This window comes from Glutamicibacter sp. JL.03c (genome assembly GCF_025854375.1).
GTDB lineage: Bacteria > Actinomycetota > Actinomycetes > Actinomycetales > Micrococcaceae > Glutamicibacter.
This window is the reverse complement of sequence record NZ_CP107575.1, coordinates 3580480-3586856: the sequence shown is the minus strand read 5'-3', so window position 1 is coordinate 3586856 and position 6377 is coordinate 3580480. Positions and strand designations below refer to the sequence as shown.

Sequence of the window (6377 nt, the reverse complement as noted above, 5' to 3'; positions counted from 1 at the left end):
TAAGGGCGCCCCACTCTCGTCAAAAATGCAATGTTGGTCACACGAAACCTGTTTTCAAGGCTCGAAAACGCCGCTTTTTGGGCGACGCCTCCATTGATTCTATCCACCATCCACACAGTTATGCACAGCTCGGTGGAAAAACTTGGCCCCAAAGGTGTGGAAAACGGGTTTTCCCTTGAAGATGTGCGTTTTACGCTGGGAGATGACTAGCGGTTTCTCGTAAACATGTGAACTTTCTTTCCTTCTGGAAGTGAGTAATCCACAAGTTTGAGGTAGATTATTCACAGGTCAACTCTTCTGTTCCGAGTCGTTGGCAGTACTTCAGCGCCAATTTGACCTATGGCGCGCATTTTTCTATTGTTATTCAGTCCTGTGTGCTTCAATTTGCGACTTGCTCATTTTCGAAGAGCCCGCAAATAACGCACATATTATAAAAAGTACGAGCGTCAACCTGTTGTTATCGAGCTAGCTAGTCAACGGGAAGAACGCATCATCTAGATCGTCTTGGAGTGTCACCGTGAGCAAGCGGACTTTTCAGCCTAACAACCGTCGTCGTTCGAAGAAGCACGGTTTCCGTCTTCGTATGCGTACCCGTGCAGGTCGTGCCATCCTTTCGGCACGTCGCGGCAAGGGCCGTTCCGAACTCTCAGCATAAATTTGCTAATCAGCTGTTGGCTTCATGATTTCAACGAGCTCAACTAAAGAGTTGGTCCAAAAAACATGTTGCCAAAGAATCAGCGACTGCGCCTAGCGCAGGATCTTACAGCCACAGTACGTTCCGGCGTCCGAAGCGGACGCCGGAACGTCGTGCTATATGCACGCCGTCGTCAGACCGATGAGTTTGCCGGGGACCGGTTTGGATTCATAGTTTCCAAGGCTGTAGGTATCGCCGTTAAAAGGAACCTCGCTAAACGACGAATGCGGGAAATCGCCCACGAGCTTCGGCGCGTGGATGGCGATATCGATATTGTCGTGCGTGCGCTTCCAGGTGCCGCGGAACTTTCGTGGGAAGAACTTCGTTCCCAGATAAACGCATCATTTTCAGCTGCGTTACGGAAGCTCGAGGATCGCTGATGCGTAAGGATTCTGCTCCCCGGACCGGTGTTTTGTGGTTCATCATCGATATTCCACGCAACATAGTTATCGGGTTGCTCAAGATCTACCGAAAAATCATCTCGCCGCTTTATGGCGATGTATGCCGATACTTTCCTAGCTGTTCTGCCTATGGGCTCGAAGCAGTGACTCAGCACGGCGTTATTAAAGGTGCCGGACTGACCACTTGGCGTATCCTTCGGTGCAATCCGTGGTCTCACGGAGGCGTCGATCATGTTCCCGAGGGACCAAGGATTTGGCCAGAAGGCAAACTGCCGAGGATCATAGTTCTGAATCATCCTGTGATTCCCGACGATGAAGACGCCGCGGATAGCGGCCGCAAGGAGCTCGACCACTGATGAACAACTTCCTAGACACGATATTGACTCCGTTTACATATGCGGTGTCGTGGGTTTTGTGGGCTTTCCACGAACTGTTCACCCGGATTGGGATGGATGAAGGGTCAGGCGTTACCTGGACCCTGTCGATCATCTTCCTTGTGCTGTTGATCCGTACCCTGCTGATTCCGGTCTTCGTCAAGCAGATCAAGTCGCAGCGCGCCATGCAAGCACTGCAGCCTGACCTTCGCAAGCTGCAGGCTAAGTACAAGGGCAAGACCGACCAGATGTCGCGTCAGGCCATGGTTCAAGAGCAGCAAGAGCTGTTCAAGAAGCATAAGACCAACCCTCTGTCTTCATGCCTTCCGCTGCTGATCCAGATGCCCTTCTTCTTTGCGCTGTTCCGCGTACTGAACAACGCATCCCACGCCAGCGAGAACGGCCAGTCCGTTGGTGCATTGTCCGTTGAGAACATTCGTAGCTTCGATAGCGCGCAGATCTTCGGTGCTCCGCTGTCCGAGACCTTCCTTGGAACCATTAACTCTGGCTCTATGAATTGGGCTGTGATCATCGTTGCCGTGGTCATGATCCTAGCGATGACTGCATCACAGTTCTTCACCCAGCGCCAGCTGATGACCAAGAACATGAGCAAGGAAGCCCTCGAGGGCCCGTTCATGCAGCAGCAGAAGATGATGCTGTACATCCTGCCTTTGGTCTTCGGTATCGGTGGCATCAACTTCCCAGTTGGTGTTCTGATTTACTGGACCGCAACCAACCTGTGGACTTTGGGCCAGCAGTTCTGGGTTATCCGTAACAACCCAACCCCAGGTTCGGAAGCAGAGCGTGAGCTGAATGCTCGCCGTGCAGCCAGGGGCCTGCCACCTGTAGGCGTTAAGAAGGAAGATGCAGCTGCCGCTGCAGAAGAAGCCGCAAAGCAGGCTGCCAAGGGCCAGCGTGAACAACCAAAGCGTAATAACCGCCGGAAGAAGAAGTAGCGATGACTGCAACCGAGAATATCGACGCACGCGAGCTTGAAGCTCAGATTGATGATGAGCAAGAGGTATTGGACGAGGGCGAAGTCGCTGCAGACTACCTCGAAGAGCTTCTTGATATCGCTGATCTCGACGGCGACATCGACATCGAAATCCGCGGTGGACGCACCTACATCTCCATCGTGACTGAGGACGAAAACACCTCCTTGGGCAGCCTGGTGGGCAAGAACGGGGAGATCCTGGACGCCCTTCAGGAGCTGACCCGATTGGCAGTCCTTACAGCCACCGGTGAGCGTTCACGATTGATCTTGGACATAGCAGGCTACCGCGCAGATCGTGCTGAGCAGCTCAAGAAGCTGGCCGAGGACGCCATTGCCAGTGCCCGCGAGACCGGTGAAAAAGTCCATTTGGAACCAATGAGCGCCTACGAGCGCAAGCTCGTGCACGACGTGATCGCCGAGGCAGGACTGCATTCGGAATCCGAAGGCGAATCAACTCGACGCCATATCGTTATCTCGGTAGTGGACAGCTAAGCAACAATACGCAGCCGCGTGCTGATCGACCTAAAGGACCAAGACCATGACTGAGGATCTCAGCCTTACTGCAGAAGAGACCCTGGCCGCCGAGAAGATCTTCGGTGACCGCCTGGATCTAGCCAAGCGCTACGTCCAGCATCTGGCTACCTCAGGTATCGAACGCGGGCTGCTCGGTCCTCGTGAAGTTCCACGCTTGTGGTCGCGCCACGTGCTCAACTGCGCGGTCATCGAGTCTGTCATGGAGCGCGATGTCGAGGTTGCCGACGTAGGCTCGGGAGCGGGCCTGCCAGGCCTCTGCTTGGCCATCGCACGTCCGGATCTGAAGCTCACTCTTATCGAGCCCCTGGAACGCCGCTGCATCTGGCTCTCCGAGGTCATCGATGACCTTGGCTTGGATAACGTGACCGTCATGCGCGGACGCGCCGAGCAGATGGTCGATGCCGTAAATGCTCGCTACGTCACCGCACGGGCTGTATCGGCGTTGACCAACTTGGCTGGACTTACAATCCCACTGCTGCATGGCCAGGGCGAGCTTATCGCCATCAAGGGTCGTTCGGCCGCTGAAGAGATCGATAAGGCCTCGAAGGCCATTCGCAAGCTCGGGGGCAAGGAAACTGAAGTCTTGACTGTCGGTGAAGATTTCCTCGCGGAGCCTACTACGGTGGTTCGCATTAAGGTTGGCTAGCCCAACGCGATAGTCTGTTAAATAGTTCTAGGCTTGCCGGTGGCTTCATTTTGCGGAGATCTGCCGATTGAAAGCGATTGGCAAACTAAATGACTTGTTTTGAATGTTTCACGTGAAACATTGTCGGTGAAGCCATCAATATGGATTTCGCTAATTCACGAGGAGGAGTTTTACCTGTGTCCAAGACTAAGAGCTCGTCGGATAGTGCTTTTGACTTCAGTGACTCGTCCTCGCCACTGGCTACGCAGATAGCTAGCGAGCATCGTCGTCGCGAAGCTTTGGAGGCCCGAACGGTGCCAGCTCCCGAGAAGACCCGCTATTTCACAATTTCAAACCAAAAGGGTGGCGTCGGCAAGACGACCACCACAGTCAACTTGGCAGCTGCGCTGGCCAAGGGCGGCTTGAATGTCTTGGTTATTGATATTGATCCGCAGGGAAATGCATCTACCGCCTTGGGCATTGAGCATCATTCCGAAGTCGATAGCATCTATGACGTGCTTATCAACGACCTTCCGTTGTCTGATGTTGTTGCAACATGCCCAGATCTGCCAACGCTCCAGGTTGCGCCGGCTACCATCCATCTGGCTGGCGCCGAGATCGAACTTGTCTCCCTGGTGGCTCGTGAGCAGCGACTGCAGCGAGCACTTGATGATTATGCGCGTACACGCCAACGCGAAGGCCTGCCACGCCTGGACTACGTTTTCATCGACTGCCCACCAAGCCTTGGGCTTCTCACCGTCAATGCTTTTGTCGCAGCCCGTGAGGTCCTGATCCCCATTCAGTGTGAGTACTACGCTCTCGAGGGCTTGAGCCAGCTCCTGAAGAATATCGAGATGATTCAGAAGCACCTGAACTCAAAACTCAAGGTTTCCACAATCCTGCTGACGATGTACGACGGACGTACCAAGCTGGCAGCTCAGGTTGCCAATGAGGTACGTGAGCATTTCCCTGAGCAGGTGCTCGACGCTGTCATTCCTCGATCGGTACGCATCTCCGAAGCTCCAAGTTACCAGCAGACCGTGATTACCTATGATCCGAACTCGACCGGAGCTCTTTCGTACACTGAAGCAGCCTATGAAATGGCCGAACGCGGGGCATAGATCCAGTTTGCTGAATCCCAGAGAAACAAAGATGTTTTGCATGTTAAAATCTTTGTTTTATTGGCGAGAATTCGAATTTTGCCAAGGGTGGGCAACGCCGATGCCATCTTTCACTACGCATCCCCGGTTCGATGTCTTAAAACAGTAGACTAGTCTCGGGCTGAATGTTCGGAAGAAAGGGCGTGCAATTAACATGGCAGAGAAGAAGCGTGGGCTAGGCCGGGGGCTGGGTGCTTTGATCTCGAGTTCACCGGTTACCGAGACGGCAGAAGTTACTGCGGATGTTTCACGTGAAACAACCACGCCAGAAGTTAAGCAAAGTACCTCAAAGCCTAAAGCTGCCCGGCCCGTGGACATGTTCTTCGAACCAGGACGTAAGTCCACAGCAGTGAAGCCAGCTGCGTCCACGAGCAAGTCAACGAAGCGTCCTCGAGCAACCATGCCTGGCCTCAATACGACGCTTGGCTCGAAGCCTGCAACAGAGGTTAAGTCAGAATCCAAACCTGCAGATCGAGTAAAACCTGCTAAAAGTTCAACGCTTCAGGACCGCAAAGCTACCTCAGAGACTGAAAACGCAACGGGTTTGGTAGAAGTACCCGGTGCACAGTTCGCTGAACTTGACGTCAAGCTGATTCACCCGAACCGTAAGCAGCCTCGTACCAATTTCGACCAGGAGCATATGGATGAACTCATCCACTCCATTCGAGAAATTGGATTGCTGCAGCCAATTGTTGTTCGGCCATCACGCGAGGCTGATGACGCGCCATATGAACTTGTCATGGGTGAACGTCGTTGGCGCGCGACCCAGGCTGCTGGCCTCGAAACGATCCCTGCGATCATTCGAGATACGCAGGATACCGACCTCCTGCGTGATGCTCTCCTCGAGAACCTGCACCGCTCTCAGCTGAACCCACTCGAAGAGGCAGCTGCTTATCAGCAACTTCTAGAGGAATTCAACTGTACTCAAGAGGTACTTTCTGATCGAATTGGTCGTTCAAGGTCTCAAATCTCGAATACGATTCGCCTCATGAAGCTTCCGCCTCTCGTGCAGCGTCGTGTGGCGGCCGGAGTTCTATCGGCAGGACATGCCCGAGCTTTGTTGGGACTGTCTAATAATGAAGCTATCGAGCAGTTGGCTCAGCGAATCATCAATGAGGGTCTTTCAGTACGTGCTACCGAAGAGGCTGTGGCGCTCAGCGATGATAAGCCGAAGAAGCCCGCAAAGATGGCCAGAGAGACTCAACGAAATGAGCGGCTCGACTTCTTGGCGACATCTTTGTCAGATCGCCTGGATACGAATGTAAAGATTCAGCTTGGTTCACGAAAGGGTAAAGTGAGCATCGAGTTCGCTTCCGTGGAGGACCTCAACAGGATCATGCAGGTCATCGATCCCAATATGAAGCAGTAAGAGATTTTTCAGAATGGCGCATGTTTCACGTGAAACATGCGCCATTTACGCATTCCAGAAATGTTTCACGTGAAACCACAACGGCTAACTCGTTGAAATGACGGCACGTCGGCCATCAAGCTCTGCATCGAACAGATGACATTCTGGATGCGGGGTAGTTGGTCCGAGCATGGGTACCCCGTTTGATGGGGCATCGCCGAAATGCGGGGGAGTATCCCAAAACCTT

8 protein-coding genes are annotated in these 6377 nt (G+C 53.4%); all 8 read left to right on the top strand.

The window, feature by feature from the left end; translation table 11 throughout:
* The first annotated feature begins 517 nt into the window (after positions 1-517).
* Positions 518-655, top strand: a complete 138-nt coding sequence (rpmH, locus tag OF385_RS16610) for a 50S ribosomal protein L34 (RefSeq protein ID WP_081638039.1) — start codon at positions 518-520, stop codon at positions 653-655.
* Positions 656-720: 65 nt separating this feature from the next.
* On the top strand, positions 721-1074 hold the full coding sequence (gene rnpA / locus OF385_RS16605) for a ribonuclease P protein component (protein ID WP_264276399.1): 354 nt from the start codon (positions 721-723) through the stop codon (positions 1072-1074).
* Complete coding sequence (yidD, locus tag OF385_RS16600; RefSeq protein WP_022874497.1) at positions 1074-1451, top strand: membrane protein insertion efficiency factor YidD; 378 nt, start codon at positions 1074-1076, stop codon at positions 1449-1451. Before rnpA ends, yidD begins: the two co-directional genes overlap by 1 nt.
* Positions 1451-2425, top strand: a complete 975-nt coding sequence (yidC, locus tag OF385_RS16595) for a membrane protein insertase YidC (RefSeq protein ID WP_264276398.1) — start codon at positions 1451-1453, stop codon at positions 2423-2425. The genes yidD and yidC overlap by 1 nt, the downstream gene beginning before the upstream one ends.
* Before the next feature lie 2 nt (positions 2426-2427).
* Positions 2428-2955: a protein jag gene (locus OF385_RS16590; protein ID WP_264276397.1), complete on the top strand. Its 528-nt coding sequence runs from the start codon at positions 2428-2430 to the stop codon at positions 2953-2955.
* Between the two features lie 46 nt (positions 2956-3001).
* Positions 3002-3643, top strand: a complete 642-nt coding sequence (gene rsmG / locus OF385_RS16585; protein WP_022874500.1) for a 16S rRNA (guanine(527)-N(7))-methyltransferase RsmG — start codon at positions 3002-3004, stop codon at positions 3641-3643.
* 176 nt (positions 3644-3819) lie between these two features.
* Complete coding sequence (locus OF385_RS16580) at positions 3820-4743, top strand: ParA family protein (RefSeq protein ID WP_319019169.1); 924 nt, start codon at positions 3820-3822, stop codon at positions 4741-4743.
* Between the two features lie 193 nt (positions 4744-4936).
* Positions 4937-6151: a ParB/RepB/Spo0J family partition protein gene (locus OF385_RS16575; RefSeq protein ID WP_264276396.1), complete on the top strand. Its 1215-nt coding sequence runs from the start codon at positions 4937-4939 to the stop codon at positions 6149-6151.
* The last annotated feature ends 226 nt before the right edge of the window (positions 6152-6377 follow it).

What these genes read in the sequence shown, in the direction of transcription:
- rnpA (WP_264276399.1), top strand. Translation starts at nt 721, where the DNA reads ATGTTGCCAAAGAATCAGCGACTGCGCCTAGCGCAGGATCTTACAGCC.
- yidD (WP_022874497.1), top strand. Translation starts at nt 1,074, where the DNA reads ATGCGTAAGGATTCTGCTCCCCGGACCGGTGTTTTGTGGTTCATCATC.
- yidC (WP_264276398.1), top strand. Translation starts at nt 1,451, where the DNA reads ATGAACAACTTCCTAGACACGATATTGACTCCGTTTACATATGCGGTG.
- OF385_RS16590 (WP_264276397.1), top strand. Translation starts at nt 2,428, where the DNA reads ATGACTGCAACCGAGAATATCGACGCACGCGAGCTTGAAGCTCAGATT.
- rsmG (WP_022874500.1), top strand. Translation starts at nt 3,002, where the DNA reads ATGACTGAGGATCTCAGCCTTACTGCAGAAGAGACCCTGGCCGCCGAG.
- OF385_RS16575 (WP_264276396.1), top strand. Translation starts at nt 4,937, where the DNA reads ATGGCAGAGAAGAAGCGTGGGCTAGGCCGGGGGCTGGGTGCTTTGATC.